The 26,068-nt window shown below is 35.3% G+C and carries 22 protein-coding genes; 14 read left to right on the top strand and 8 right to left on the bottom strand.

The features are described 5' to 3' along the window. Positions 1-15 precede the first annotated feature (15 nt). Positions 16-747, bottom strand: a complete 732-nt coding sequence (locus tag ACFWDE_RS03665; protein WP_377890140.1) for a class I SAM-dependent methyltransferase — start codon at positions 745-747, stop codon at positions 16-18. Between the two features lie 213 nt (positions 748-960). On the opposite strand from ACFWDE_RS03665, the gene ACFWDE_RS03660 reads away from it, so the two are divergent. From ACFWDE_RS03660 to ACFWDE_RS03650, 3 genes are read left to right on the top strand one after another with little or no spacing between them, the layout of a single operon-like run. Further along, positions 961-2,151, top strand: a complete 1,191-nt coding sequence (locus tag ACFWDE_RS03660) for a glycine C-acetyltransferase (protein WP_377890138.1) — start codon at positions 961-963, stop codon at positions 2,149-2,151. Positions 2,152-2,195: 44 nt separating this feature from the next. Then, positions 2,196-3,161 carry an L-threonine 3-dehydrogenase gene (locus ACFWDE_RS03655; protein ID WP_377890136.1) on the top strand — a complete coding sequence of 322 codons (966 nt, stop codon included), beginning with the start codon at positions 2,196-2,198 and terminating at the stop codon, positions 3,159-3,161. 60 nt (positions 3,162-3,221) lie between these two features. Next, positions 3,222-3,644: an NUDIX hydrolase gene (locus ACFWDE_RS03650; RefSeq protein WP_002010481.1), complete on the top strand. Its 423-nt coding sequence runs from the start codon at positions 3,222-3,224 to the stop codon at positions 3,642-3,644. 40 nt (positions 3,645-3,684) lie between these two features. Here the strand turns inward: ACFWDE_RS03650 and ACFWDE_RS03645 are convergent, their stop codons facing one another. The 3 genes from ACFWDE_RS03645 to ACFWDE_RS03635 all read right to left on the bottom strand — a co-directional run bounded on the left by ACFWDE_RS03645 (position 3,685) and on the right by ACFWDE_RS03635 (position 8,122). Then, entirely contained in the window at positions 3,685-5,568 is a 1,884-nt protein-coding gene (locus tag ACFWDE_RS03645) for a vWA domain-containing protein (RefSeq protein ID WP_377890133.1), read from the bottom strand. Between the two features lie 3 nt (positions 5,569-5,571). After that, positions 5,572-6,465 carry an ATP-binding protein gene (locus tag ACFWDE_RS03640; RefSeq protein WP_002159316.1) on the bottom strand — a complete coding sequence of 298 codons (894 nt, stop codon included), beginning with the start codon at positions 6,463-6,465 and terminating at the stop codon, positions 5,572-5,574. Positions 6,466-6,592: 127 nt separating this feature from the next. Continuing rightward, complete coding sequence (locus ACFWDE_RS03635) at positions 6,593-8,122, bottom strand: cardiolipin synthase (protein ID WP_377890131.1); 1,530 nt, start codon at positions 8,120-8,122, stop codon at positions 6,593-6,595. A gap of 183 nt (positions 8,123-8,305) precedes the next feature. Between ACFWDE_RS03635 and ACFWDE_RS03630 the strand changes: the two genes are divergently transcribed. The 3 genes from ACFWDE_RS03630 (at position 8,306) to ACFWDE_RS03620 (ending at position 11,268) form a co-directional block, all read left to right on the top strand. After that, complete coding sequence (locus ACFWDE_RS03630; protein WP_377890129.1) at positions 8,306-8,536, top strand: hypothetical protein; 231 nt, start codon at positions 8,306-8,308, stop codon at positions 8,534-8,536. A 39-nt stretch (positions 8,537-8,575) separates the two neighbouring features. Further along, positions 8,576-8,911, top strand: coding sequence for a hypothetical protein (locus ACFWDE_RS03625; protein ID WP_377890127.1), 336 nt, complete (start codon positions 8,576-8,578; stop codon positions 8,909-8,911). 653 nt (positions 8,912-9,564) lie between these two features. After that, positions 9,565-11,268 carry a putative bifunctional diguanylate cyclase/phosphodiesterase gene (locus tag ACFWDE_RS03620; protein ID WP_377890125.1) on the top strand — a complete coding sequence of 568 codons (1,704 nt, stop codon included), beginning with the start codon at positions 9,565-9,567 and terminating at the stop codon, positions 11,266-11,268. 31 nt (positions 11,269-11,299) lie between these two features. Here the strand turns inward: ACFWDE_RS03620 and ACFWDE_RS03615 are convergent, their stop codons facing one another. Then, complete coding sequence (locus ACFWDE_RS03615; RefSeq protein WP_377890123.1) at positions 11,300-12,697, bottom strand: amino acid permease; 1,398 nt, start codon at positions 12,695-12,697, stop codon at positions 11,300-11,302. 450 nt (positions 12,698-13,147) lie between these two features. Here ACFWDE_RS03615 and treR point away from each other — a divergent pair, with 450 nt between their 5' ends. From treR to treC, 3 genes are all read left to right on the top strand, one after another. Continuing rightward, positions 13,148-13,858: a trehalose operon repressor gene (treR, locus tag ACFWDE_RS03610; protein WP_377890121.1), complete on the top strand. Its 711-nt coding sequence runs from the start codon at positions 13,148-13,150 to the stop codon at positions 13,856-13,858. Positions 13,859-13,997: 139 nt separating this feature from the next. Next, entirely contained in the window at positions 13,998-15,425 is a 1,428-nt protein-coding gene (gene treP / locus ACFWDE_RS03605) for a PTS system trehalose-specific EIIBC component (RefSeq protein ID WP_219917117.1), read from the top strand. Positions 15,426-15,438: 13 nt separating this feature from the next. Continuing rightward, positions 15,439-17,100, top strand: a complete 1,662-nt coding sequence (gene treC / locus ACFWDE_RS03600) for an alpha,alpha-phosphotrehalase (protein WP_377890119.1) — start codon at positions 15,439-15,441, stop codon at positions 17,098-17,100. Between the two features lie 31 nt (positions 17,101-17,131). Here the strand turns inward: treC and ACFWDE_RS03595 are convergent, their stop codons facing one another. Genes ACFWDE_RS03595 through gerKA form a run of 3 tightly spaced genes read right to left on the bottom strand, consistent with a single transcriptional unit; the run spans position 17,132 to position 20,826 of the window. After that, positions 17,132-18,256 carry a Ger(x)C family spore germination protein gene (locus ACFWDE_RS03595; RefSeq protein ID WP_377890117.1) on the bottom strand — a complete coding sequence of 375 codons (1,125 nt, stop codon included), beginning with the start codon at positions 18,254-18,256 and terminating at the stop codon, positions 17,132-17,134. Then, entirely contained in the window at positions 18,237-19,343 is a 1,107-nt protein-coding gene (locus ACFWDE_RS03590; protein ID WP_377890115.1) for a GerAB/ArcD/ProY family transporter, read from the bottom strand. The genes ACFWDE_RS03595 and ACFWDE_RS03590 overlap by 20 nt, the downstream gene beginning before the upstream one ends. Further along, positions 19,324-20,826, bottom strand: a complete 1,503-nt coding sequence (gene gerKA / locus ACFWDE_RS03585; protein ID WP_377890113.1) for a spore germination protein GerKA — start codon at positions 20,824-20,826, stop codon at positions 19,324-19,326. Before gerKA ends, ACFWDE_RS03590 begins: the two co-directional genes overlap by 20 nt. Positions 20,827-20,975: 149 nt before the next feature. On the opposite strand from gerKA, the gene ACFWDE_RS03580 reads away from it, so the two are divergent. The 5 genes from ACFWDE_RS03580 to ACFWDE_RS03560 all read left to right on the top strand — a co-directional run bounded on the left by ACFWDE_RS03580 (position 20,976) and on the right by ACFWDE_RS03560 (position 25,984). Further along, positions 20,976-21,662, top strand: coding sequence for a CPBP family intramembrane glutamic endopeptidase (locus ACFWDE_RS03580; protein WP_377890111.1), 687 nt, complete (start codon positions 20,976-20,978; stop codon positions 21,660-21,662). Positions 21,663-21,685: 23 nt separating this feature from the next. Next, positions 21,686-22,657 carry a phosphotransferase enzyme family protein gene (locus ACFWDE_RS03575; RefSeq protein ID WP_377890109.1) on the top strand — a complete coding sequence of 324 codons (972 nt, stop codon included), beginning with the start codon at positions 21,686-21,688 and terminating at the stop codon, positions 22,655-22,657. 159 nt (positions 22,658-22,816) lie between these two features. Next, positions 22,817-24,277, top strand: a complete 1,461-nt coding sequence (locus tag ACFWDE_RS03570; RefSeq protein WP_377890107.1) for an alanine/glycine:cation symporter family protein — start codon at positions 22,817-22,819, stop codon at positions 24,275-24,277. A gap of 45 nt (positions 24,278-24,322) precedes the next feature. Beyond that, positions 24,323-25,141 (top strand): amino acid ABC transporter ATP-binding protein, encoded by an 819-nt coding sequence (locus ACFWDE_RS03565; RefSeq protein WP_377890105.1) that lies wholly within the window; start codon positions 24,323-24,325, stop codon positions 25,139-25,141. Between the two features lie 12 nt (positions 25,142-25,153). Continuing rightward, on the top strand, positions 25,154-25,984 hold the full coding sequence (locus tag ACFWDE_RS03560; protein WP_377890103.1) for a transporter substrate-binding domain-containing protein: 831 nt from the start codon (positions 25,154-25,156) through the stop codon (positions 25,982-25,984). Positions 25,985-26,068: the final 84 nt, after the last annotated feature.

Raw genomic sequence — 26,068 nt, 5'->3', positions numbered from 1 at the left:
AATTCATCGTTTTTTTTATTTTTCGCAAGAAAATAGTAGGAAAAGGGGAATACGTAAGCGACGTTCATATTCTTCTTTATCCTGAAAACATTTTTGATTTGGTGTGGCTTCTTTTAAGTTTGTAATTGTAAATCCGGCTTGTTGTAATAATGTAAAATATTCTTCCGTTGTCCGATGATATTTAATAACCTCTTGATCAATCCACGGCTCAACTCGTTTTCCCGTTTTGAAATAATCATCGACGAACCAGCTAGTTCTTTTACCACTTGTTTGTAAGCTTTCAAACGAAGAGGTAATAACGGGATGTTGAACGCTAAAGGTAAAAGTTCCGTTTGTTTTTAAAGTTTGGTATACATTTTGAAAAATAATATCAAGATGTTCAATATAATGTAAGGCGAGTCTAGATGTTACTAAATCAAAAGTAGAAGGAGGGTAGGTATAGTCTTTGAGATTTATAAAATGAACAGATCCATTTTTATTTTCTAGGTGCTTACTAGCTTGTTCATACATAAGCTCGGAGCCTTCAATGCCAGTGTAAGAGTGGCAGCCATTTTCTAATAATTCCTCGCCAAATTTAGCATCACCACAGCCTAAATCGAGAATTTGTTTTCCTTGTACATTACCAATGAGCTGAAAGAATGCTGGTTTTTCAAGTGCTTCGTTTGGGCTATTTTCTCGATATCTTCGCTTCATATATTGTTCTAAAAACGATTCGTTATTATATACATCAGATTCAGTAAATGCCATGTTTGAAGCCTCCCTAAATATTTTTTTAATTCTATCAAATATGAAATGTAAATGATAGATTTCTTGTAATGAATCATATATAATCTAAAATTGTAAGCGGTTTCTTTAAACTATTTTTCTATAATAAATTCTGAAAACGTGTTAAGCTAGTAGAGGGATTATTGGAATTATTGAGATAATAATCCGCTTACATGAACGATGGGAGGCTTCACGATGTCTAGTAAAACACTTGCAAACTTTTTAGAAGAAAATTTAGAGGATTTAAAATCAAAGGGGCTTTATAACGTAATTGATCCGCTTGAGAGTTCAAATGGACCGATCATTACAATTGGCGGAAAAGAATATATTAACTTATCTTCAAACAACTATCTTGGATTAGCGACTGATAATCGCTTACAAGAAGCAGCAATTGGTGCAATTCATAAGTACGGCGTTGGAGCAGGTGCTGTTCGTACAATTAACGGTACTTTAGATTTGCATATTAAATTGGAAGAAACAATTGCAAAGTTTAAACATACAGAAGCAGCAATTGCTTATCAATCAGGATTTAACTGTAATATGGCAGCGATTTCAGCTGTTATGGATAAAAATGATGCGATTCTTTCAGACGAATTAAATCATGCATCTATTATTGATGGTAGTCGTCTATCAAGAGCGAAAATCATCGTTTATAAGCATTCTGATATGGAAGATTTACGCAAAAAAGCAATCGAGGCAAAAGAATCAGGTCTTTATAATAAATTAATGGTTATTACAGACGGTGTTTTCTCAATGGATGGAGATATTGCAAAATTACCAGAGATTGTTGAAATTGCAGAAGAGCTGGATTTAATGACATATGTAGATGATGCACACGGTTCAGGTGTACTTGGCAAAGGTGCAGGTACTGTAAAACATTTCGGCCTTTCTGATAAAGTTGATTTCCAAATTGGTACATTATCAAAAGCAATTGGGGTAATTGGTGGATATGTAGCTGGGAAACAAAACTTAATCGATTGGTTAAAAGTGCGTTCACGTCCATTCTTATTCTCAACGGCTTTAACACCAGCTGATGCAGCTGCTTGTATGAGATCAATTGAAATTCTAATGGAAAGCACAGAGTTACACGATCGTTTATGGGAAAATGGTCGCTATTTAAAACAAGGGTTAAAAGAACTTGGCTTTAACATTGGAGAAAGTGAGACACCAATTACGCCTTGTATTATTGGTGATGAAGTATTAACACAAGAATTTAGTAAACGTCTAAATGAAGAAGGCGTATACGCAAAATCTATCGTATTCCCAACTGTAGCAAAAGGAATGGGTCGCGTTCGTAATATGCCTACAGCAGCTCATACGAAAGAAATGTTAGATGAAGCAATTCGTAAGTATGAAAAAGTAGGGAAAGAAATGGGCATCATTTAAGTAACGACATCTTTTGAATAGCTTGCAAATGAGGAGTGGGGAAAATGAAAAAAATTCTAGTAACCGGTTCTTTAGGGCAAATTGGTTCTGAACTAGTAATGAAACTTCGTGATGTATACGGTGCATCAAATGTTATTGCAACAGATATTCGTGAAACAGATAGTGAAGTAGTAACGTCTGGTCCATTTGAAACGTTAGATGTAACAGATGGACAAAAATTACATGATATTGCAAAGCGTAATGAAGTAGATACAATTATTCATTTAGCGGCTTTACTTTCAGCAACGGCAGAAAAAAATCCATTATTTGCTTGGAATTTAAATATGGGCGGACTTGTAAATGCATTAGAAGCAGCACGTGAATTAAACTGTAAATTTTTCACGCCAAGTTCTATCGGTGCATTTGGTCCATCAACGCCAAAAGATAATACACCACAAGATACAATCCAGCGTCCTACTACGATGTATGGGGTAAACAAAGTAGCAGGAGAATTACTATGTGATTATTATCATCAAAAGTTTGGCGTTGATACGCGCGGTGTACGTTTCCCAGGCTTAATTTCTTACGTAGCTCCTCCAGGAGGCGGAACAACTGATTATGCAGTTGAAATTTATTATGAGGCGATTAAAAAAGGCACATACACCTCATACATTGCAGAAGGAACATACATGGATATGATGTATATGCCAGATGCTTTACAAGCGATCATTTCATTAATGGAAGCTGATCCAAGTAAACTCGTGCATAGAAATGCATTTAACATTACAGCAATGAGCTTTGAGCCGGAGCAAATCGCAGCGTCAATTCGTAAACACATTCCGAACTTTACAATGGATTACGCTGTAGATCCAGCTCGTCAAACAATCGCTGACAGCTGGCCGAACTCTATTGATGCAACAGCAGCAATGAAAGAGTGGGGCTTTAAATCAGAATATGATTTAGACAAAATGACAACTGATATGCTTGCTAAGTTAAAAAAAAAGCTTGCAGCTGAGTTAGTGATGAATTAATAGGAAGAGCCGATTCTTAGGAATTGGCTCTTAATTATTTTAGGAAGGGAGAAAAGCAACATGCAAAGAGTTGATGTTGTATATGCACTAATACACGATAGCGAAAAAGATAAAATATTAATGGTACATAATGTAGAACAAAACGTTTGGTCACTGCCGGGCGGGGCTGTTGAAAAAGGTGAAACGTTAGAGCAAGCACTAGTAAGAGAAGTGAAAGAAGAGATAGGTTTAACTGCTACACTCAGTGGACTTGTTGCAATAAATGAGAAGTTTTTTGAAGAGAAGGGACATCATGCATTATTTTTTACATTCCGAGCAAATGTTGTAACAGGTGAACTTGGTGCAGAAGATGAAGGAGAAATTTCCGCAATCGAGTGGGTAGATAGAAAAATCGCGAATGAGCGATTCCCATACTACGATGGAGGGTTCGAATTATTATTAGAAGTTTCCATTCCATACAAGTTTCAACCAGAAACAAAGTAAGTTAACGAAGAAAAACAGGAGCCTCGTGGCTCCTGTTTTTCTATTCAATCGTCTTCAGTAATAGTTTCTTCAACAATGGTTTAATCTTCAGGCGTAAATCTTCAGCATGATTTGCAACTAAGAAGTGATGGTTATAAATGTTTTTCATTAGTTGATAAGTCGCTTCTTTCGCTTCGCCTTCTTCGATGAAGATACCGATTACTTCCATACCACTTTTACGAGCGAGTTTCACAGCTTCGTGCGTATCTAAAATTCCGTCTTGTTGATAGTCTAGCGCAGAAGGTTCACCGTCTGTGAAGACTAGTAGGAATTTATGTTTCTCAGGTCTTTTTGCAAGCTTTTCAGAAACGATACGAATAATATATCCGTCACGGTTATCCTCTTCTTCGCGAAGTTGCATAATTTCTGGACCGACGTTTGGTAACGTTGAGTTTTTATACGTAACAACTTCATGGATAACATTTGGTTTATCTTCAGGTTTAGCACTAGAAGCATCTTCCCAAAATCCACTAATAGCGTGCGGGATTTTTAACGATTTTAAAGCTTCATGGAATAGCACAACACTCTTTTTCGTTTCTTCCATTTTGTTATACATAGAGCCAGAGCAATCAACTAATAGTTGGAATGCAACGTCAAGTTCTTGAGATTCTTGTCCTTTTTTATAAAACATACGCGGTTGTTTTTCTGTATAAATACGAAGGAATTTCTTACGAAGTCTTCCGTAGTATTTATCACTGTTTGCATTCGTTTTATTTTCAATTGTTTTTTCGATAATTTTCTTTAATTCTTTTACATCTTTATTAACGACTGATTTGATGGCTTGATAATCTTTTTTCTCATCAGGATTTGATTTACGGGCTTCTTTAAATGTATGAGAGGCACCGACATTATACTTACCGTATGCACCTTCGTTTTGACTAGAAGCGTGAGACGCTCTTGCTTCTTCTGTATCAGCACCATCAAAGTTGGATTGTGTACTTTTTTGAGAAGTACCTTGTACAGAACCAAGTGCTTGCTCGCCATCTTCTGATTCGCGAGCAGTATCACCCATCATGTTTGTTTTTGTTCCACTTTCTAAATCAAAGCGTAAAAAATTCTCGTTTTCATTGTTTTTATTTTCACGGTGCCATGTCGAGAAGCTTTCATCCATTTTGTTTTTGTTATCATCGTCATCTATGAGTTGCGTATCATCATTTGCTAATTTTTCAGCGCGACTGTCTTTCTCATCTGCAATAACAGATAAATAAAGCGGGGCATGTCCGAAATAATTATTAAGCATATCACTTTCAAGAAGTCCTTCTAGGCGATAGCGAATTTTCTCAACGATATACATAATATCTTCCGTATTACGAGCTTGGAATGTTTCATGCAAAATTGCTTCAATTTGCTCGAAATATTCATTATTAAACATTTCATATTTATCACTCGTTAATGAAAGATAGCATAGACAAAATAGACGATCACCGTGATAGTTACGAACACGATTTATTTCATTCTGTGAGCCAAAGTAATTGCGATACATTTCTTTTCGGCGTTTAAAAATATGTTTTGTGCCAGGACGTAAATTTTTGACGATTTCCTCAACACGTAAATCTTCTAATAGAACAAATAATTGTGTTAAAAACTTTTTTAGAGGCGATTCTTGTAACTCAATCGCATAAGAACGAATTAAAGTCATGTCCGAGTAATGTTTATTACCAAGTGCCTTTAAGAACACTTCGCTTTTTAATCCGATTACTGTATCCTCTTCTTTTCGATCATCCCAAAAGTGACTAATGACAACCTTTTTTTCAATTTCGTCGTAGTATGCTTTATAGCCATACTCAAGATAGGCATCGTCTTCTTTTAGAAGAGCATACATTAAGTTTTCCATTTGTAGAAACAGCGACGCATCAATTTTTTTGTCACTAAAAATTTGTCTCATAAATTATCCCTCAAAGAAATAACTTTCTGCTAATTCACGGACAGTCATTTGTTCTGTTTCATCGTTTAATTTTGCGATAATACTACGTTCAATTGCACGCATAACAGGAATATATACACCTAAATCACATGCATCGATAATGCCACGAATACTAGCTGCTTCTTCACTTACGCGCCCATCACGAGCTAAAGGCATAAGATCGCTTGCGAATGCAACGAACTTTTCAATTGTTGCAACATCATTTAATTTTGATTCAGATAGTAATAGTTCTTTTAATGTATCACCTTGAATGTAAGGAACTTCAATAATAACAAAGCGGTTTTTTAATGCTTCGTTTAGTTCACTTGTCCCAACATAACCTTCGTTAATCGCAGCAATTACGCGATATTCGTCATCACCGTATACAACTTCTTGTGTAAATGGGTTTGTAATCATTTTACGATAATCTAACGCACCATGAAGAAGTGGTAATGTTTCAGGTTTTGCCATATTGATTTCATCAATATATAAGAAATGACCGTTCTTCATTGCCTTCATAAGAGGACCGTTAACGAATGTAACTTCAGATGCACCCTCTTTTGTTTGTAATGTGTTGTATCCTAAAATACCTTCTACATCTAAGTCGACAGAACAGTTAATGCTATGCATTGGTTTTTGGAATAAAGAAGAAAGAGTTTCCGCTAGTACTGTTTTACCACTACCAGTTGGTCCTTTTAATAGAATGTTTTTACCAAGTAAAAGTGCTGTAATGGCATCTTCAATAATGCTGTTATCAGATGCTTTATATATTTTCTTTCCAATTAAATGTGCATTTTCGCCAGCTTCTTGTTTGTTTTTTTCGTGAAGGGCTGAGAGCTGTTGTTTTAAATCAGCGTGTATATGAAATTGTTCTAACATGTATTTCCCACCTAACATTATTTTCATAAAGTAATACATCTTATGATAACTTGTTTTAATATGGTATGCAAAGAAAAGGAGAGAGGGGAAATGTAAAAGAAAAAGCAATCAATATTATATTGATTGCTTATAGCAAAGGAGAAATGAGTCGCATGAAAGACTCTAATATTCGTTTTTTGATACTTCTTTTTTGGAACGAGTTCCATTTAATTTCAGTGGAATGCTTAAAGTCTTCTTCAAAATCATGTTTAATATCATGAACGGTGTCTGATTCATAAAGTACACTAATAATTTCATAATTTAACTCAAAGCTACGTACATCCATATTTGCCGTTCCAATGGTTGCGATTTTATCGTCAACGAGTACAATTTTTGCGTGCATAAATCCATCTTTATAACTGTAAATGGAAGCACCAGCTTTTAAAAGTGGAGTGAAATAGGATTGTGATGCTTGATCACTAATAATACTATCACTTTTACCCGGATATAAAATACGTACATCTATGCCGGATATTGCACTTAAGCGTAATAATGTTAAAGTTTCTTGATCTGGAATAAAGTATGGCGTAGCGATCCAAATAGATTTTTTGGCAGAGCCCATAACAGCTAGTAATGTATTACGAATACTTTTATCATCTGAGCTTGGTCCACTTGCTACAATTTGAACAGCACCTTCTGCATTCGAAATTTCTTTACCAGGGAAGTATTGTATATTCATAAATTGCTCCCAAGAATAGTTACTTAAACCACTAGAGGCATAAAGCCAATCTTCTAGAAAGATTGCTTGTAATTTATATAATGCTTTTCCTTCTATTTTCAAATGACTATCACGCCAAACAGGGAATTTTTTCGAACGACCGAGATATTCATCACCGACGTTGAGTCCTCCAGTAAATCCAATTTCTCCATCTACAATGACGATTTTACGGTGATTACGATAATTGACTGTTTCAAGTAACCAAGCTGAAAAAATAGGGTCAAATTCTACAATTTCAATTCCAGCTTCTTTCATCGGTTTTAAAAATCGTCTTCTTAACGTATTACTTCCGAGTCCATCATAAAGGAATCGTACAATAACCCCAGATTCTGCTTTTTTTATTAAAGCATCTCGAACTTTTGTACCGATCTCATCAGATTTATAAATATAGTATTGAATATGTATGTGATGTTTTGCCTGCTCGATAGCTTGTAGAATTTCTGAAAAGGTTTGATCTCCGTTTGTTAAAAGTTTTGTCGTCGTTCTATCTGCGGCAGGACCGCCTCCAAATTTTTGTACTACTTCTGTTAAATGTATAGAACGCTCATGTAATGGAACTGTAAGAGACAGTTCTAGTCGTCTTCCTTCTAATATTTCACGGAATAATTTTCTTTGTTCTTCTGAACGATGAAGATGTTTTTTTCTTCTCCAACGGCTACGACCGAAGAGCGAGTATAAAAGCACACCTACAACAGGAAGAAGTGCTAATACTAAAAACCACGCTAAGGTACTTTGAGGAGACCTGTTTTCGATAAAAATAACGAATGAAATTCCAACGATTGTAATAGACCATAATACACCGAAGAATGTATATAACGAGATAATCGACGTATTTAATAGGAAGAGAACGATAGATACAATTGTAAATACCAATAATAATTGAACGATAGGCTTCTTCATTTCTATAAAATTCCTCTAATCTTTCTTAAATATAGACTTCTTATATAAAAGGTATAATCCGACATTCTTATTATAAAGTGTTTTGTTTTTTTTACAAAATATAGACATTTTCCCCATGCTTTCCGCATTTGTCCTACATACAGTATATTGTTACGTTCTTATATAAAAAAGGGCGTGAATAAAATGTACGGTCGTCCAATTGGTGGATTTGGTCATGGCGGGGGTTTTGACCATGGAGGTTTCCAGGGTGGTTTTGGACATTCGCCGTCTTTTGGTGGAGGTTTCTTTCCAGGGGTTGTAGCAGGTGCTTTACTCAGTCCAGCGTTTGGTTATGGCGGATATGGTTATCCTTATTATTCAGATTATCCATACTATGCAGATTATCAACAGAATCCTTATTATTCCACATATTAAAGAGAGGCAGAACTATATGCTAAAAGGAGAGGGAGAAAAATGAACTATACTGGAAATTATGGAGGATATGATCGGAATCATCACGGGGGTGGAGGGCACCATCATCACGGCGGGCATAATCATCATGGTGGACACAATCATTATGATCACCACCACCATCACGGCGGCGGATGGGGCTGGGGTGGCGGCTCATGGGGCGGAGGATTTTTTCCAGGAAGTTTTGCAGGAGGAGTAGTAGGAGGACTTACAGCTGGAGCGTTAACAGGTGCAGCTAGTGGTGGGGGATATTACCCAGCTCCATATCCAGTAACTTACCCAACGCCATATCCAACACCATATCCAGGTTACCAGCAAATATCGAATCCATATTATTAAACAAAAAAAGAGGATACCCTCTTTTTTGTTTAATAATGTATATATTTATAAAATACTTCCAAAATAAAGGTGAAAATATGTTAATATTTTGTTATTGTAATTCAAAATATTAACTGCCAATTTTAATCTCTATTCCGTTAGTTTGTTGGCAGTTGGATTTACACCTTAATATTTCATGAAAGCAAAGAGATTAGGCGTGGGGCCGCGTTAGTAGGGAACAGAGGCTAGTATTGATTAAATTGTCGCTTTATAAATTAAAAAAATGTAAGAGAATACGGTATAATAAGATCAGATAATCAGAGAAGTGAAAAGTCGCTACTATTATTAAAAGGGCACTATATTGCTTTTTTTTATAAATAATATTATGTTATTTTAATCGGCCTATTTAGAAAAAAATTGTGATTTATCCCGCATTAACGGGCAGTAAGACTCCCACCTCAAAATTCGGTGAATGCGAGGAAGTTAGGTGGGAGATAACTGCCCGTAAAAGCCCGATTGGTGAAGGCTAATAATCAGTGGGGGATGGACAAAACCCCCCACTGATTAAAGTTTCACTTTATGTAAAGGCATATTGTTAGAAAATGAGATATCTCTATTTCTATGAAGAGAAATGAGTTGTGTTTTAGCCAGATAGGAAGCAAGGAGAGGTGCGCATGCTAGAACAAAGAGGTCATGCATTATATGACTCTTCATTGCAAGATTTAAAATTAGCATTAGATGAGTCTTCAATTGTTGCTATTACAGACCGAAATGGTCTTATTACATATGTGAATGATAAATTTTGTAAAATCTCAAAATATAAAAGAGAAGAATTAATAGGAAAAGATCACCGTATTTTAAATTCCAGATATCATCCGAAAGCATTTTTTCAAATCCTATGGAAGCGTATTTTGAGTGGAAAAGTATGGACGGGGGAAATTCGAAATCAAGCAAAAGATGGTACGTATTATTGGGTTAAAACAACAATTGTTCCATTTTTAAATGAAAAGGGAGAACCCTATCAATTTATTGCAATTCGAAATGATATAAGTAGTAGGAAAGAAGCAGAACAAAGATTACGATTAAGTGAAAGTCGTTATAGGGAACTTGCTTATCATGATGCGTTAACAAGTTTACCCAATCGTTTGCAGTTAATTACGACTGTAAATAAGATGATTGCAGAGAAAATAGAGTTTGGCATGATTTACTTTGATTTAGATCGTTTTAAATTAGTGAATGATACGTTAGGTCATATGATAGGAGATTTACTTTTAAGTGAAGTCGCTTCACGATTGCATTACGTACTAGGAGATAAAGATGTTTTGGCTAGGCTTGGTGGAGATGAATTTGTACTATTAACAAAAAAACATACACAAGATGGGATGAGGCAGTTAGCGACATCTGTGTTGTCATGCTTTCAAGCACCATTTATGCTGGAAGGTCATGAAGTATATATTTCAGCCAGTCTAGGACTTTGTTCCTATCCGCAAGATGGAAAAGACGTTGAAACGTTATTGAAAAATTCAGATTTAGCCATGTATAGTGCGAAGGAGCAAGGAAGAAATGCGGCGTGCTTCTTTACAGATGAATTACGTGCGAAAATAAACCGTAGAATGAAAATAGAGTTTGCTTTGCAAAAAGCAATTCGTGACGAAGAATTAGAAGTGGCATTACAGCCCATTATTGATTTGAAAACAAAGAGATGTACTGGTATTGAGGCTTTAGTACGCTGTAAGACAGAAGAAGGTCCTATTTCACCAAGTGAATTTATACCTGTAGCTGAAGAGTGTGGACTTATTATAAAACTAGGAGACTGGGTACTAGAAAAGTCATGTCGACTGTTTAAAACTTTGCCAGAGTATCAAGAGGGAATGAAATTATCTGTTAATTTATCAATACAACAATTGATGCAAAAGCGCTTTATTTTATCTGTTCGTAGTATATTGAAGCGAACAGGGTTTCCGCCAAATCGTTTAATATTAGAAATAACAGAAAGTATAGCTGTACGTCATTTTGATTATATTATTGCTACATTACAAGAATTAAGAAGTATGGGGATTTTAATCGCTTTAGACGATTTCGGAACAGGGTATTCCTCATTATATTATTTAAAACAACTACCACTTGATATTGTGAAAATTGATCGTAATTTTATTCGTGAGTTTCATTATGATCATGCACAACCAGAGCGAACGATTGTAAAATCGGTTATTGAAATCGCCCATAGTTTAAATTTATTAGTGGTGGCTGAAGGGGTAGAAACGGTAGAACAAGAAAGTTTATTAAAATCAATGGGTTGCGACTTTGTACAAGGTTTTTATTATGCGAAACCGTTAGATGTAGGTGAACTAAAAGAAAAGTTATTAACTGACTTTTAATAAAAAAAGAGAAGCGGAAAGCTTCTCTTTTTTATTGTTTTTTTTGTGAATCTTTCATTAAAATTGGATAAAGAATAAGGCCTAATACAAACAATCCAATTCCTAAGAAGAACGTTTTTAAATCAGCAGTTCCTGTTTTAATAACCCAAATGGAATATAAAAATGCTAGTGCAGTAATGATCCCATCTTTTATTCGAGATCCAGGCATTATATCATACGTTTCTCCCGTAATAACTAATTTTAACTGGTACAAGGTAGAAACAAGGTACGGGATTAAATATGCTAATGTCGCTACAACAATAGCGAAATTATATGCTTCGGAAACAGTACCAGAAATCGTTGAAAATAAGAAAATTTGTGTCATCACATTTGTAATAAATAATGATTTTGAAGGACTTCCTTTTTTATTTGTTTTTCCGAAAAACTTAGGGAAAACCCCATTTTTTGCTGCTTGGTAAGGTACTTCTGAGCTAACAACGATCCATCCTACAGTAGAGCCGAATAAAGATACGAGTGCAAGTAAGGCCATTATATAAGCACCCTTAGTACCAATTGCTAAATTTAATGCATCTACTAATGGCTTTTGAGACTCTTTTAAAACGTCTTGTGGAAGAGCGCCCATTGTTAGTAGAGTAATTGCCATGTAGATAAGAAGAGCGATGATTAATCCGAAAATCGTAGCTTTCTTAACGTCGTGCTGAGATTTTGCGCGGTTAGAGAGCATAACTGCTGACTCAATACCGATAAACGCCCAAAGTGTTGCAATAGCAGCGGAATTTATTTGTCCCCCCAACGAAATAGGTTGTCCAGCTTCATTCATAAATGTTTGACCGTCCCCGAAATTAGAGGCATTGAAAATGAATAATGTGATTACAATAAACATTGTAAATCCGATGATTTTTGCGATTGTTGCAAGAAGGTTCATATTTCCTGCTCTATCAATATTTTGAGAAAGAATATATTGAATTCCCCATAGCATCATACTACATACTATGAAGGTTAAAGTTTTTCCAAGTTCTAATGAAAATCCGTTTGTTGAAAAGAGAATTTGCTTACTTTGTAAAACTGGGAAGAATGTTGATAAATATCCTGCAAAGGAAATAATTACAGATGCTGTAGCAGCCCAGTTAGCAGCCCAGTATCCCCAAGCCATACTATATCCTGCAACTTTACCTGCCTTTTGGGAAGTAAACATTGCTTGGGCGTAACTTTGTGGTCCTGCTTTTAATTCTGGTTTACGAATTGCTAAATTTCCAAATACGAGTGCAATCATAAATACACCAAGTCCTGTAATACTCCATGCAAGTGTAGATCCCATTGGACCTGATACGTGTGCTAAATTTGCTGGGAGCATAAATACGCCACCGCCAACCATATTCCCGATAACAAAAGCTGTTAAAACCCATAATCCCCATTTTTTCGTTTCCATTTTTGTTAACTCCTTTGTAGTAAGATTTGCTTAAACATCATTTTTTACTAGCTTTTTGGCAATAAAAAAAGAGCCATGTAGATAAAAAATACCTACATGGCTCTTCGCCAAAGCGTAGGTACAACGGGAATAACCCTTGTACCTACGCGTAATTTTTCCGCTAGGTTTCAAGGGTTACGTATGATGATGATGTTTTTGTGCAAATGTAACTACAATTGTTGTATAAGTAAGCATAGTTCTTTGCTCCCTTTCTCCTCTGATTTTGAAGTTAGTATACTACATGTTTTTTTGAATGAAAAGAAAAATATAAAAATTTTTATGAAAATAAGTTGTAGAGATTAAATATTTACCTATATTTTTCTTGTACTGGAAAATAAGTGAGAGATTGGCAGAAGAGTGTAGCGTGGTATAATACATATAGAATTAGAAGGTGACAAGGGGCTATTGTAGATGATGAGTAAGTATGAACAAATTTATACAGAAATCAGTAAGTCTATTGATAATAAACAATTAAAAGAGGGATGCAAAATCCCATCAGAAACAGAATTAATGAAGCAGTATGAGGCAAGCCGAGGTACTGTAAGAAAAGCGGTAGATTTATTGCAAGAGCGTGGATATGTTCAAAAAATACACGGAAAAGGTGTTTTTGTATTAAAGCGTAAAAACATTGAATTTAACTTTGGTGGTATTGTAAGTTTTCAAGAAGAAAATGAACGTTTAGGACGTTACTGTATTACAGAAGTCGTGGAAATAGAGAAAATGAAAGCGACGAAAGATGTAGCAAAGTTATTAAACGTGAAAGAAAAAACGGAAATAGATCATATTAAACGTGTACGAAATATTGATGGAGAAAAAGTAATTTTAGATATAAACCATTTTGTATCGGAATATATTCCAGGATTAACGAGAGAAATTGCAACTGCATCGATTTATAAATACATTGAGAAAGAATTAGGGCTACATATTAGCTATTCACAGCGGGTAATTGAAGTACAACCATGTATAGATGATGACCGAAAGTATTTGGATTTAAATGGCACAGACTATGTTGTCGTTGTAAAAAACTTTACTCATTTATACGATGGGAGTCAGTTCGAATATACGGAATCACGTCACCGTTTAGATATTTTTCACTTTTCGGATGTGGCGCGAAGAAAGTAAAGAGGTGAAACGAAATAACGTTTCATCTTTTTTTTATAAAAAAATCATTAACTCGTATATACGAGTGTTGACTAACTTATATATACGAGTTAATATGTAAGTGTAAACGGTATCAAAAACAGAAAAGAGGGATGGGAATATGGGGAAAGACTATCGTAAGACAGCAGAAGAAGTGTTGCAGTATATTGGTGGGAAAGACAATATTGAACAAGCTGCGCACTGTGTAACGAGGCTCCGTATCGCTTTAAAAGATGAAAGTAAAATAGATAATGATAAATTGCAGTCTGTTTCATTAGTAAAGGGAGCGTTTCATAATGCTGGGGTATTTCAAGTTGTAATTGGTCCAGGTGATGTCGATCGAGTATACGCTGAATTGATAACGCTTGCAGGTATGGAGGAATCGACAGTAGCTGACGTGAAAGATTCTGGAAACCAAAAGTTGAATCCGGCTCAAAAGTTTGTAAAAGTATTTTCAGATGTATTTATGCCGATATTACCAGCGATCGTAACAGCTGGTTTACTAATGGGGATTAACAATTTATTAGGGGCAAAGGACTTATTTTTTGATGGTAAAAATTTATTAGATGTTTATCCGAATTTAGGCGGGCTTTGGGATTTAATTAATATGATGGCCAATACAGCGTTCGTATTCTTACCAGCACTTGTCGGTTGGTCGGCAACGAAGCGTTTTGGTGGTAGTCCAATACTAGGTATTGTTATGGGCTTAATGCTTGTGCATCCGGCCTTATTAAACGCCTGGGATTATGGAAAAGCAGCGACTGGTTTAGAGGGACAAAAGATTGAGTACTTCAATATTTTAGGATTGTTCCAAATTGAAAAGGTAGGATATCAAGGACAAATTTTACCCGTTTTAGTAGCAGCATTCGTATTAAGTAAAGTTGAAATCTTCTTAAAGAAACATGTACCAAATGCAATTCAATTATTAGTTGTACCAATTACAACAATCGTTGTAACAGGTGTATTAGCATTAGGGATTATCGGTCCAGTTACACGTCATATTGGAGATTTATTAACAGCTGGATTAGTAGGAGTATATGAAACAGTACCAGTAGTTGGAGCAGTATTGTTTGGGGCACTTTATGCACCGCTTGTAATTACAGGTATGCATCATATGTTTATTGCAATTGATTTACAATTAATTGCACAACACGGCGGTACATTTATTTGGCCGATGATTGCTCTTTCTAACATTGCGCAAGGTAGTGCGGCACTTGCAATGTTCTGGATTTCTAAAAATCAAAATGATAAAAGTATGGCATCGACATCAGCAATTTCCGCGTACTTCGGTATTACAGAGCCGGCGATGTTTGGTGTTAACTTACGAAATAAATTCCCGTTCTATGCAGCAATTATTGGATCTGCTATTGCGGCGATATTCATTACATTAAATGGCGTATTAGCCCCGGCTATCGGAATTGGCGGACTACCAGCATTTATTTCTATCATTCCGAAATCGATTCCAATGTTTATTATAGGAATGATGATAGCAGTCGTAATTCCATTTACGTTAACATGGTTATTTGCAAAACGAGTAAAACAGAAGTAGGAGGAAGTTAAACATGAAGGATTGGCATAAAAGTGTAGTCTATCAAATTTATCCGAAGAGCTTTAATAGTTATTACAATAAAGAAACCGGTGATATAAAAGGGGTTACAGAGAAACTAGATTATTTAAAAGAACTCGGAGTAGATTATATTTGGTTAACACCGATATACCAATCACCACAAAATGATAATGGGTACGATGTAAGTGATTATTACAGTATTGATCCATCTTACGGAACGATGGAAGAGTTTGAAGAGCTTCTAGAAAAAGCGAAAGAACGTGACATTGAAATTATGCTCGATATCGTTGTAAACCATAGTTCGACCGAGCATAAGTGGTTTAAAGAAGCAAAAGAAGATAAGAATAGTCCGTATCGCAATTACTATATTTGGCGTGATGAAAAAAATAATTGGCAGTCTAAGTTTGGTGGATCAGCTTGGAAGTACGATGAAAAAACTAAGCAATATTTTTTACATCTATTTGATGAGACACAAGCTGATTTAAACTGGGAAAATGAAAAGCTTCGTGAAGAAGTGTACGATATGATGCGCTTTTGGTTGGAGAAAGGTGTAAAAGGATTCCGCCTTGATGTTATTAATTTAATTTCAAAAGATCAAAGATTTTTAAGTGATGAAGACACCGCGGCTACAAGTGATGGGCGTAAATATTATACGGATGGTCCACGCGTCCATGAATATTTACAAGAGATGAACCGAAATGTTTTTGAAGGGAAAGATGTAATTACAGTTGGAGAAATGTCATCTACGACAATTGATAATTGTATTAAATATTCAAGCCCAGAGCGTAATGAACTAAGTATGACGTTTAGTTTCCATCATTTAAAAGTGGATTATCCCAATGGTGATAAGTGGACGAAAGCTGATTTTGATTTTATTAAATTAAAAGAAATTATGTCTAATTGGCAAATTGAAATGCAAAAGGGCGAGGGATGGAATGCGTTATTTTGGTGTAATCATGACCAGCCTCGCATTGTGTCACGCTTTGGTGATGATGGTAAGTACCGAAATGAATCTGCTAAAATGTTAGCGACAGCTATGCATATGTTGCAAGGAACACCTTACATTTATCAAGGGGAAGAAATCGGTATGACGAATCCTAAATTCGAGTCCATCAAGCAATATCGTGATGTGGAATCGTTAAATATATATGATATAAAGCTAGAAGAAGGATTATCAAAAGAAGAGATTATAGGGATTTTAAAACAAAAATCTCGTGACAATTCCCGTACTCCAATGCAGTGGAATGAAGGGGTGAACAGTGGTTTTACAACAAATACACCTTGGATTTCAGTGGCTGATAGTTATAAAGAAATTAATGTAGAAAAAGCGTTAGAAGAGAAAGAATCTGTATTTTATCATTATAAAAAGTTAATTGAACTTAGAAAAACTTATGATGCAATTACAGAAGGGGAATATGCTATTTTAGATGAAAATCATTCTAAGATTTGGGCATATACTCGTACTGTAAAGAATGAAGTACTACTTGTTATAAATAACTTCTATGGAGAAGAAATAACATATTCTGTACCAGGTAATGTTCAATTAGATGGAATGAAACAAGAAGTATTATTGTCAAATTATAAAGATTCAAGCAAGGATATTACAAATCTTAATTTAAGACCATATGAATCAATTGTATATCGATATACGAAATAAAAGGTTGTATGCCTAAGTGGCATACAACCTTTTATTTTAAGACACCACTATATAAAATGCTTACTTCTACTTCGGGCTTAAATTTCACTTTTGCATAATCTTTATTCCAATTTTTTTTCTTCCATAAATCAGGATGATAAGCGATAAGGTGTCTTCCGATACCGAAAGCATCACAATTTGCTTTTTGTAGCTTTTTCGTTATTTGTTTAGCTTCTTTCGTAAGTTGTTTCGATAATTCTCCATTTAGCTTTTCTCTTTCACCCATTTTATAAAGATTATCCCTTGGAGCTTCAAGCGCTATAATTTTTAGTTGGAGCTTAATGTGAGCATAAACATTTCCTTTTTTATCTGTTGTTATTTTTAAGTCTCGTTTTAATTTCTGATTGCTCACTTCCATTGTTAAATAATCAGATGTCTTCTCTGATTCATCACTAGTAAGTTTTTGGGTTATACGGGCACTTGTTCCCATTTTTCCGGTTAATAACACGAATAAAACAGCTTGTTTCAGGGGTAAATGTCCAGTTAATTTGTCTTTATTAAATAAAGCTAACCCGTCTGTAATAACTTCTTTTCCTTTTATTTTTATAGAAGGGAGAGTGAAATCTTTACCCGGATCTAACATTTTTGTAGCAGCTGTTTCTAAAGTTTCTTTTGGAAACACACTCATATCTTCTAAGCTTTTCACTTTTTTCTTTAGAAAATCTCCAATCAGTAAATTCCCTACTTTCTTTTTTTCGAGTATCTCGGATGTGTCACCATCTACTGAAATAAGCTTCACTAAAGCAGTTGGGTTTGTTGGGTCTCGAAAGCTGACATCTAAATAGGGTAGTATACCTTTTTGTTGGATTTTTGTTCCTAATAATTGAACACCGTATTTAAAGTAACGGATATTCCCAGTTACATTTTTTTTCAGTGCATCGCTTGTATCTCTTATGTTATGTCCGGTTGCTGAATGTACTTCATTCTCGAATGAAGATTGTTCTCCACTTGAACTTTTTACGAGCTCAATCGTTTGCTGAAGTTTATTTTCTTCTGTAATATCATATCCAATACTATAAGCTAACCTTGCCTCTCTTAATGGTTCTTGATCCCAACAGCCAGAAAGGAATGAACTAGCACATAATACAAAAAGTAATTTAATTCTTTTTTTGAACATACTGTTCTCCTTTCTTATTTCTTATTACTGAATAAAGTAGAAATAAAAGAGGGAGGACAACTATGAAAATATAGGTGAACTTATCAGTGAAAGTTGCAATTACTTTTAATTCTTCAGGTGTATCTATAAATAAGGCTACACTAAAAGCAATAATACCAACGATTGGAACAGCTTTTTTATGATTAGAAAGATTGAATATATGTCCAATTCCGATTGAAGCAGCACAATAATAACTAGCAATAGAAGCCACAACTGTTATCATCCATATTGGTATGAATAGTAAATCAGTCCGGTCTATAATCCCGATATGCAAGGAGCGTAGTAAGTAAGCAACTGGCTCTGGAATTAGTTCAACTTGTTTTGGACTAAATACGATAAAGCAAATCCAAACAGTAAAGGCATAAAAAAGAGTTACAAATCCATTAGCGATAGAAATTGCCTTCAGTTTTGCCACAGAACTCCCGTTTACTTTTGGGAAAGCGATAAGAATAATTTCAAAACCATACATGGCTGTAATTGTTTCTTTTGATGCTTGAATAATGTTCCACCATCCAGCCTCTGTAATGGGGAAAATATAAGAAAAATCAGCTCGTGTAAGCCCTAGGGCAATTAAAAAAGCCATTGGTAAAATGAGAATAGAAGCCATGACGTAAAACCGTACGATGACTTTAAACGTATTATAAGCTACATAACAACAAGCTATTGTAAATAGTATGAGAATGGCATACCAAGGAGTTGCTTGTAATATCCATACTTTAATGACATTACAAGCATTTAACATAACCGTCATACCGATAAGGGTAAAATAAAAAACATAAGCAAAACCTAATAGTTTTCCAAGTTTATTACCAAATAGCATACAAACACTTTCATACATATCTGCATCAGGAAATCGTTTTAAGAGAAGCCACATAAGTAAAATAATAAGTTGAATTGCAAAACCAGCGATGAGAACAGAAATCCATCCACCACCTTTCGCTATTGGGTGAAGACGGTTTGGTAGAGAAAGTATACCAACACCGATTTGGCATTGAATAACGAAAAAGGTAAATTGAACTAGTGAAATTTTACTTTGCGTGTTTGTCACCGTTCTCATCCTCTCTCGTTACATGTTGTCGTTGCATTTTTTTAGGTTTTGGATCATGTGGTCGTTCCCAAAACGACCAAATTGGTAGTCTTACAAAAGAATCTTTCATATCTTTTATCCGCATTGGTGCAAGAGGAGAAAGATATGGTGTATGAAATGAATGTAGCTGGCATAAATGAACGAAAGTTATAATTAGACCGAATGATATTCCTACGTACCCGAATATAGCAGCAAGGATCATTAACGGAAAACGAAGAATCCGAACTGCTGAACTCATATCGTTTGATGGAACAAGAAAAGATGCAATTGCAGTTAAAGCTACAACGATAATCATTGTGTAAGAAACGAGTCCAGCTTTTACAATTGCATCCCCAATTACTAAACCGCCTACAATACCGATTGTTTGTCCAACGCGGCTCGGCAGACGAATACCAGCTTCGCGCAATAATTCGAAGATCAATTCCATTAAGAGAGCTTCAAAAATAGGAGGAAGTGGCACTTTTTCTAATGAAGCTTTAATCGTATAAACGAGTTCGAGTGGCAACACATCAGGATGAAAAGCGACAGTTGCGATATATATAGCTGGTAAGAGAAAGGCAATTAAAAAACTTACTAAGCGAATCATTCGCACGAAAGAACCGACAATCCAGCGATTATTATAGTCATCAGGTGATTGATAAAAAGCGAATAACGTAACAGGAACGATAAGAGCTGTTGGGTCTCCGTCAGATAAAATAGCAACTCGCCCCTCCATTAAATTAGCCGCAGTTCGGTCGGGACGCTCTGTATTTAATTGTTGCGGAAATGGTGAGAAAGAAGTGTCTTCTATAAATTCTTGTATGTAACCTGGTGGCATTAGTGCATCGGTCTTAATCGTTTCTAATCTTCTTTTTACTTCTGTGACGAGATCATCATTAGCTATATTTTGCATATAAACAATTGCTACTTTTGTGTGCATCTCTTCACCAAGGATAAAATATTTAACGACTAAATTTGGACTCTTAATTAGTTTCCGTACGGAAGCTAAATTCGTAACTAAATCTTCAACAAAACCAGAATGTGGTCCACGTACAACCCCTTCATTATCAGGCTCTGTGATATCTCTTTTTAAAGATAAAGCCGTTTCAAAAATACAAAAGCTCTCGACATGCTCATGGAAATATAAAGATTTACCTTGTAATAAAAGTTGCACACCATAATTTAAATTTGTTTCTTTTTTCATATTCAATGTAGAAAAAGCTTTTTCTAAAGACAAATCAGATCGAGTTAATAGTGGTTCAAGAGCTAATTGGTGAATTAAATTTGGGTCTGCTAAAGATTCGATATATAAGATTGTTCCTTTTCCGTTTTGAAATGGGACATCTAATTTTTTTATATCATCAGAATGGTAGAGCTTATTTTCGATGTAATTAACATTTTCCGAAAGTGATGGAAACATATGCTTCGTTTTATTTTTTTGTTGGTTATTGCTTTGCTCTGTCATAAGGCCCACCCTTTTAGAATTAAATTATCACTGTTAATTTTTGCTTTTTATGAAAAAATTATGCTTGTATTCTTTTTAAGAAATTAGCTTGAAAGTTACGTTACGTCATCTTCTATACTAAAGAAAATGCGAAGTAGGGGATGGTATATATGACTTTAAAATATATGTGGGGATGGAAAGAAATTTTATATTTATTTTTTTTTGTATTTCTGATTGTACCAATAATGGTTGAATCTCTTTTTTATGATTATGCTTTAAAAATAATAGGGAACTCATTATATGCTGGAGTATTAATGGGACTTATAATGGCAGTGATATTTACCTTTGTAGTTTATCTTTTTTGCATAAAAAGATATAAATTGTCGTGGAAAGATATTGGAATTCGGAAGCTTTCATGGAAAGATTTATTGTGGACATTTGTAGCGGTTATTTCTTTGATTGTAGTTAGCATTGGAGTATTAATGATAATGGAGAAACTGGGGATTTCTTTTGAAAATAGTAAAACGGAGACGGTCCAAAAGGATAAATCAATATATTCGTTCTGTATCGCGGTAATTGGAGCGGCGGTTATATCACCAATCTATGAAGAGATTTTATATAGAGGTGTTTTTTATACGTTTTTTCGTGATAGATATGGTATATGGGGCGGTATGCTTATAAGTTCAATAATATTTACTGTTGTTCATATCCCAACATATAACACATTACCGGTGAATTTTTTAAGCGGCGTAGTATTCGCATGGCTATATGAGAAAACAAATTCTATTTTATCAGCTATGGTTGCCCACGCGTTATTCAATTTCATAGCAGTACTTCTTACATTTATGTCGAATTAAGAAGATATATAGGAGGGATACATATGGAAATAGCTGTAGAACGAGTTTTTACAAAAGAGATCTTAACAAGAGCAGCAAAGGGGTTTCATGTAAAAGTGGGAGAAAAGCCACTTGGAGATTTTGAAAATTACATTTTTAAGGCGAAGGATAAAAATGATGGGGATTACGTATTACGTTTAACGCATTCTTCTCATCGTTCTAAAAAAGAGGTAGAAGCTGAACTAGATTTTTTACGATATGTTGCGGAGAACGGGGCAAAGGTAGCGGGACCACTTTACTCAACATCTCAAAATCTTGTAGAAGAAATTGTAGCAGAGGATGGGACTTTCTTTTTCGCTTCCTTATTTACATACGCAAAAGGTGAGCAAGTAAAAGGAGAAGAATCGCCTTATTGGGGAGATACTTACTTTGAAGCGTGGGGAAAAGCGATTGGACAACTGCATCGCCTTACAATGGATTATCCTAAAACTGACTACCGTGATACGTGGGAAGAGGATGAGAGTGCAATTGTTAATGAATTAGAAGATGAGAAAGTGAAAGAGATTGCTACTGTATTAATGGATGAAATAAAGGCTCTTCCAATTGAAAGAGAGACATTCGGTCTTATGCATGGTGATATTCATCCAGGTAACTTTCATTATGACGGCAAAGAGCTAACAATCTTTGATTTTGATGATGCAGCTTATAATTACTTTATACATGATTTAGCAATGGTTCTCTATTACTCTGTTCTATTTACATCGTGGACTACAGAAGAGAAGACAGAATTTGCTTGTAAACAGTTACAAGTGTTACGAAAAGGTTATGAATATGAGCACAGACTGGCGGATAGTTGGTATGAATCGTTACCGTTATTTTTACGTCTACGTGATATTGGTTTATACGGTACGCTTCAAAAGAAGTTTAAAGGGAAAGATATGCCAGATCATTTTCGAGAATTAGCAGAACAACTCTATGAAAGAATTATAAAGAAGGAAGTAATTGTGAATATATAATACATCCATATCGAGACAAAGTATACAAAATAAATGTATACTTTGTTTTTTTATACAAAAATATGTTTATTTTATTAAAATAATATTGTTATAGATTCGGTATACACTTATAATTTTATATATATTCTGAATATTCTTTATAAAGAAGGAGGGGGAAAGTTGGAAGCTATCGTAAGTTGGATAAATAATATTGTTTGGAGTCCCGCACTTGTCTATTTATGTTTAGGAGTAGGCTTATATTTTTCCATTCGAACGAGGTTTTTACAAGTAAGACATGTAGGAGAAATGGTGAAGCTTACATTTCAAGGGGAAAAGTCTGATGCGGGTGTTTCTTCATTCCAAGCGTTAGCACTTTCGTTATCAGGGCGCGTTGGAACGGGAAATATTGCCGGTGTTGCAACGGCTGTTGCCTTTGGTGGTCCAGGGGCTGTATTTTGGATGTGGGCGGTAGCCTTTCTAGGAGCTGGTTCTGCATATGTAGAATCGACGCTTGCACAAATATATAAGACGAAGCATCAAGGGCAATTCCGCGGTGGACCTGCTTATTACATTGAAAAAGGACTAGGTGTTAAATGGTACGCATTAGTGTTCGTTGCAGCGACAATTCTTGCGACGGGGATGCTGCTTCCAGGTGTTCAAGCGAATAGTATTGCTGTAAGTTTAGAAACAGCTTTTGGTATTAATACTTCCGTATCAGGAGCGGTATTAGTAGCGGCATTAGCACTTATTATATTTGGTGGAGTTAAGCGAATTGTTAACGTAGCGCAAGTTGTAGTGCCGTTTATGGCGCTTGGTTATATTTTAGTAGCTTGTGTAATTGTAGCTATGAATATTGAAAAATTACCAGACGCTTTCATGTTAATTTTAAAAAGTGCATTTGCATTAGAAGCAGCTTTTGGCGGGATTATTGGTTTAGCAATTTCTTGGGGTGTAAAACGTGGTATTTATTCAAATGAAGCAGGGCAAGGAACTGGGGCTCATGCAGCGGCAGCTGCTGAAGTATCGCATCCAGCTAAACAAGGGTTAGTACAAGCATTTTCCGTTTACATTGATACATTATTTGTTTGTTCAGCAACAGCATTTATGATGATTATTACAGGCATGTATAACGTATTTGATGCAAGCGGAAAAAACTTTATCGTCAATAAATTAAATGGTGCACAGCCAGGTCCTGGTTATACACAGGCAGCGGTAGAATCTGTTTTCCCTGGATTTGGAAACGGTTTCGTCGCAATCTCTCTACTATTCTTCGCATTTACAACAATTATGGCTTATTACTACATTGCAGAAACGAATATAGCTTACTTAAACCGTGATAAAGACCGCCCTTGGATGTCTATCGTACTAAAGTTTGTATTCTTAGGAGTTGTATTCTACGGTTGTGTAAAAACAGCAGCAACAGCATGGGCGTTAGGAGATATTGGTGTAGGAATTATGGCATGGGTTAACATTATTGCGATTCTATTATTACAAAAACCGGCATTGATCGCATTAAAGGATTATGAAAAGCAGAAAAAAGAAGGAAAAGATCCAGTATTCGATCCGCAGTCATTAGGAATTAAAAATGCTGATTTCTGGGAGCATGAATACGGGAAAGATAAAAAAGAAGAAGTATCTTAATAGAATAGGAATGAGAGAGCAAAGGGAAATCCCTTTGCTTTTTTTATGGACAAAATGAAGCTAAAAGTTATTTTTTTGCCTATTTTTGAATATAAAAAGAATGTACATGCTTTGTTAGGGGAAGGGGGGAGTATGTTGATTGAGTTTCGTAAAGTTAATAAATATTACGGTAACTTTCAAGTTTTGAAAAATATTAATGTACAAGTGAAAAAAGGTGAAGTGGTAGTAGTTGTTGGCCCTTCGGGATCAGGAAAAAGCACGTTGCTGCGGTGTATAAATCAATTGGAGGCAATTACCGATGGTGAATTAATTGTACAAAATACGGAAGTACACAATGCAAAAACAAATATGAATGAATTGCGCCGAAATATTGGGATGGTCTTTCAACACTTTTATTTATACCCGCATAAAACAGTGCTTCAAAATATTACACTAGCACCTATTAAAGTAAATAAAGTTTCCAAAGAAAAAGCGGAGCAAACAGCGATGTTTTATTTAGAGAAAGTGGGAATCCCGGAGAAGGCAGGTGTATATCCACATCAACTATCTGGTGGACAACAGCAAAGGGTGGCGATTGCTAGAGGGCTCGCGATGCAACCGGAAATTATGCTATTTGATGAGCCTACGTCTGCTCTTGATCCAGAGATGATTGGGGAAGTGCTTGATGTTATGAAAGCGCTGGCTAAAGAAGGCATGACGATGGTTGTCGTTACACACGAGATGGGATTTGCACGTGAGGTAGCAGATAGGATTTTATTTATGGATGACGGTCAAATTATCGAAGATACAACACCAGTACAATTTTTTGCAAATCCTGAACAAGAAAGAGCTCGTCTATTTTTAAGCCGAGTGTTAAATCATTAAAGGAGGAATTTCATGATTAAAATGAAAAAGCTGTTTACACTAATCGTATTCTCATGTTTATTCGTACTTATTGTTGCTGGATGCGGGGGTAAAAAAGACGAGGCGAAAGAAACAAATACGAAACAAGGCGGAGTTGTTGAACAAATTAAGAAGCGCGGGAAATTAGTAGTCGGGGTGAAGAATGATACGAATTTATTTGGATTGAAAAATCCTTCAACAGGGCAGGTAGAAGGATTCGATATTGATATCGCGAAGGCGCTTGCGAAAAAAATTCTTGGTGATGAAAAGAAACTAGAGCTGAAAGAAGTAACGTCTAAAACACGTATTCCAATGCTGAAAAATGGTGATATTGATGCCATTATTGCGACAATGACAATTACGGAAGAGCGTAAAAAAGAAGTGGATTTTTCAGATGTATATTTCAAAGCGGGTCAATCGTTACTTGTGAAAAAAGGAAGCAATATTAAAAATATTGATGATGTGAAACAAGGCGTTAAAGCATTGGCTGTAAAAGGCTCAACGTCTACAAATAACATCCGTCAAAAATCACCAGAAGCAACAGTATTAGAGTTTGAGAATTATAGTGAGGCATTTACAGCGTTAAAAGCAGGTAAAGGCGATGTTTTAACGACAGATAATGCGATTCTTTATGGAATGGCAAAACAAGATGCTAATTATGAAGTTGTAGGGAAAATTTTTACGGATGAACCGTATGGAATTGCAGTGCAAAAAGGTGCAGATGATTTAACGAAAGAGATTAATAACTTACTAAAAGATATGAAGACGAGTGGAGAGTACGACAAATTATATGAAAAATGGATCGGTCAAAAACAAGAGAAGTAAAGTGAAACTTTATTTCTCGTGATAAATAGTAAGAGTGAGAGGATGAGAGTACTCATCCTCTTCTTGTAAAGAAAGAGGGGAGAA

Source organism: Bacillus sp. NPDC060175, from assembly GCF_042728695.1.
GTDB lineage: Bacteria > Bacillota > Bacilli > Bacillales > Bacillaceae_G > Bacillus_A.
Note: the sequence above shows the minus strand (reverse complement) of the source record. Positions and strands in the feature narration are given on the sequence as shown.

Coding starts and splice junctions, on each gene's coding strand:
- ACFWDE_RS03665 (WP_377890140.1), bottom strand. CDS start 747: ATGGCATTTACTGAATCTGATGTATATAATAACGAATCGTTTTTAGAA.
- ACFWDE_RS03660 (WP_377890138.1), top strand. CDS start 961: ATGTCTAGTAAAACACTTGCAAACTTTTTAGAAGAAAATTTAGAGGAT.
- ACFWDE_RS03655 (WP_377890136.1), top strand. CDS start 2,196: ATGAAAAAAATTCTAGTAACCGGTTCTTTAGGGCAAATTGGTTCTGAA.
- ACFWDE_RS03650 (WP_002010481.1), top strand. CDS start 3,222: ATGCAAAGAGTTGATGTTGTATATGCACTAATACACGATAGCGAAAAA.
- ACFWDE_RS03645 (WP_377890133.1), bottom strand. CDS start 5,568: ATGAGACAAATTTTTAGTGACAAAAAAATTGATGCGTCGCTGTTTCTA.
- ACFWDE_RS03640 (WP_002159316.1), bottom strand. CDS start 6,465: ATGTTAGAACAATTTCATATACACGCTGATTTAAAACAACAGCTCTCA.
- ACFWDE_RS03635 (WP_377890131.1), bottom strand. CDS start 8,122: ATGAAGAAGCCTATCGTTCAATTATTATTGGTATTTACAATTGTATCT.
- ACFWDE_RS03630 (WP_377890129.1), top strand. CDS start 8,306: ATGTACGGTCGTCCAATTGGTGGATTTGGTCATGGCGGGGGTTTTGAC.
- ACFWDE_RS03625 (WP_377890127.1), top strand. CDS start 8,576: ATGAACTATACTGGAAATTATGGAGGATATGATCGGAATCATCACGGG.
- ACFWDE_RS03620 (WP_377890125.1), top strand. CDS start 9,565: ATGCTAGAACAAAGAGGTCATGCATTATATGACTCTTCATTGCAAGAT.
- ACFWDE_RS03615 (WP_377890123.1), bottom strand. CDS start 12,697: ATGGAAACGAAAAAATGGGGATTATGGGTTTTAACAGCTTTTGTTATC.
- treR (WP_377890121.1), top strand. CDS start 13,148: ATGATGAGTAAGTATGAACAAATTTATACAGAAATCAGTAAGTCTATT.
- treP (WP_219917117.1), top strand. CDS start 13,998: ATGGGGAAAGACTATCGTAAGACAGCAGAAGAAGTGTTGCAGTATATT.
- treC (WP_377890119.1), top strand. CDS start 15,439: ATGAAGGATTGGCATAAAAGTGTAGTCTATCAAATTTATCCGAAGAGC.
- ACFWDE_RS03595 (WP_377890117.1), bottom strand. CDS start 18,256: ATGTTCAAAAAAAGAATTAAATTACTTTTTGTATTATGTGCTAGTTCA.
- gerKA (WP_377890113.1), bottom strand. CDS start 20,826: ATGACAGAGCAAAGCAATAACCAACAAAAAAATAAAACGAAGCATATG.
- ACFWDE_RS03580 (WP_377890111.1), top strand. CDS start 20,976: ATGACTTTAAAATATATGTGGGGATGGAAAGAAATTTTATATTTATTT.
- ACFWDE_RS03575 (WP_377890109.1), top strand. CDS start 21,686: ATGGAAATAGCTGTAGAACGAGTTTTTACAAAAGAGATCTTAACAAGA.
- ACFWDE_RS03565 (WP_377890105.1), top strand. CDS start 24,323: ATGGACAAAATGAAGCTAAAAGTTATTTTTTTGCCTATTTTTGAATAT.
- ACFWDE_RS03560 (WP_377890103.1), top strand. CDS start 25,154: ATGATTAAAATGAAAAAGCTGTTTACACTAATCGTATTCTCATGTTTA.